Annotated in this window: 1 protein-coding gene and 1 rRNA gene; both read right to left on the reverse strand. The window is 63.6% G+C overall.

Annotated features, from left to right (window positions below; genetic code table 11):
- A 16S ribosomal RNA gene (locus tag ACIP67_RS43240) occupies positions 1–268 on the reverse strand; the annotation flags it as partial.
- Positions 269–1,010: 742 nt separating this feature from the next.
- The coding region (locus tag ACIP67_RS43245; RefSeq protein ID WP_401700212.1) for an alpha amylase C-terminal domain-containing protein at positions 1,011–1,710 on the reverse strand (700 nt) is incomplete at its 5' end.

Here is a 1,710-nt window from a genome sequence, read left to right on the forward strand (position 1 = left end):
GGTGAGCCATTACCTCACCAACAAGCTGATAGGCCGCGAGTCCATCCAAAACCGATAAATCTTTCCAACACCCACCATGCGGTAGGCGCTCCTATCCGGTATTAGACCCAGTTTCCCAGGCTTATCCCAGAGTTAAGGGCAGGTTACTCACGTGTTACTCACCCGTTCGCCACTAATCCACCCAGCAAGCTGGGCTTCATCGTTCGACTTGCATGTGTTAAGCACGCCGCCAGCGTTCATCCTGAGCCAGGATCAAACTCTCCGTAAAAAAATTACAGAACAACACCGTGGCAGCCGGAAATAACCACCACGACATCCATTCAATACCTAGCAGACCATCACCACACCACGGGGGTGGCAGGCGATGATCAACCAATATGTGTTAAAACAATTGGCATCAACAAACTTGGCACACTATTGAGTTCTCAAACAACAGGCGCTTCCAGCTTCAGCGACCCGCTCCGCGGGCCGTTTCGCTCTGGAGCAACTTCTCCATCCTAGACCATCCGTTTCGACCGTGTCAACTCCGTGTCCGAAGCATTCACCGTCCGTTCACATGGCCGGGCTAGAAAACCCTACCACGCGATCCGACAATGTCAACCCCACTTCCGCGGGGCCAGACACTCACCGGACCATCCACGTGGAAGGCCTCGAAAAGCTTACCACATGATCCCCGGCTGTCAAACCAGATCATCTTCTTCAGGAATCCCGACCCGCATCACTGCCGGCCGCGCACCCGGTGAGCACCACCCGCCCTGGACCTGCCATTCTCGGCATGAATCCGCGGATTCTGTGTTCTTCACCCCGCCTCCCGGTCACCCGGTCGGCGTCTTGAGCACGAGATGGAACTGTACACACGAATCCCACCGAACACAAAATCAGGGGTGACACCCCCCGTGCAGTCCCGGGCGGGCGGTCGACTTCCGCCTGTTCTCGCGGATTCCTTCGGCCTGGCCAGCCCCGTTCGACGCTCCCGCGCCAAGACCGCCGACCGTGACGTGCACCACGCCTCAGGGCGTGCCCGTCGTGTCCGGGTTCGGCTGGAGCCACAGGGTGGTCAGCGCCGGCACGTTCACCGTGACGTGGGCCGGCTGGCCCTGCCACTGGCCCTCATGGGCAGTGACCACCTCGGACTGGCCGGTCTGCTCCCGCCAGCCGTCTCCGTGGAAGTCGATCGCGTCGGTGTCCAGCACCACCGTCCACTCCCCCGCGGACGGCACCCCCACGCGCAACCCCTGACGCGGCGACCCCGAGAGGTTGGTGATGCACAGCAGCGGGGCGTCGCCCGGTTCGGCGGCCGGGACCGCGTCGCCGTCGTCGTCGATCCGCGGCTCCGGTACCACCTGCGCCGCGGGCATGCGGAGGAACACGAGCGTGTTGCCGTCAGCGTCGCCGCCGTCCACCCACGAGAATCCCTCCGGGCTGTGGTCCAGCGACCACAGCGCCGGCTTGCTGCGGTAGAGCGCGTTGAGCTCCCGGATCGTCAGCTGGACCCCGCGGTGCGCCTCGTCCCACGAGACGGGCCAGTCCAGGCCCTCTCCCTCGGACCACTCGCTCGGCTGCGCGTACTCCCCGCCCATGAACAGCAGCTGCTTGCCGGGGTGCGCCCACATGTACCCGTAGTAGGCGCGCAGGGTGGCCAGTTGCTGCCGGCGGTCGCCCGGGATGCGGCCCAGCAGAGAGCCCTTGCCGTGGACGACCTCGTCGTGG

The sequence above is a fragment of the Streptomyces sp. NPDC088812 genome (assembly GCF_044750285.1).
GTDB lineage: Bacteria > Actinomycetota > Actinomycetes > Streptomycetales > Streptomycetaceae > Streptomyces.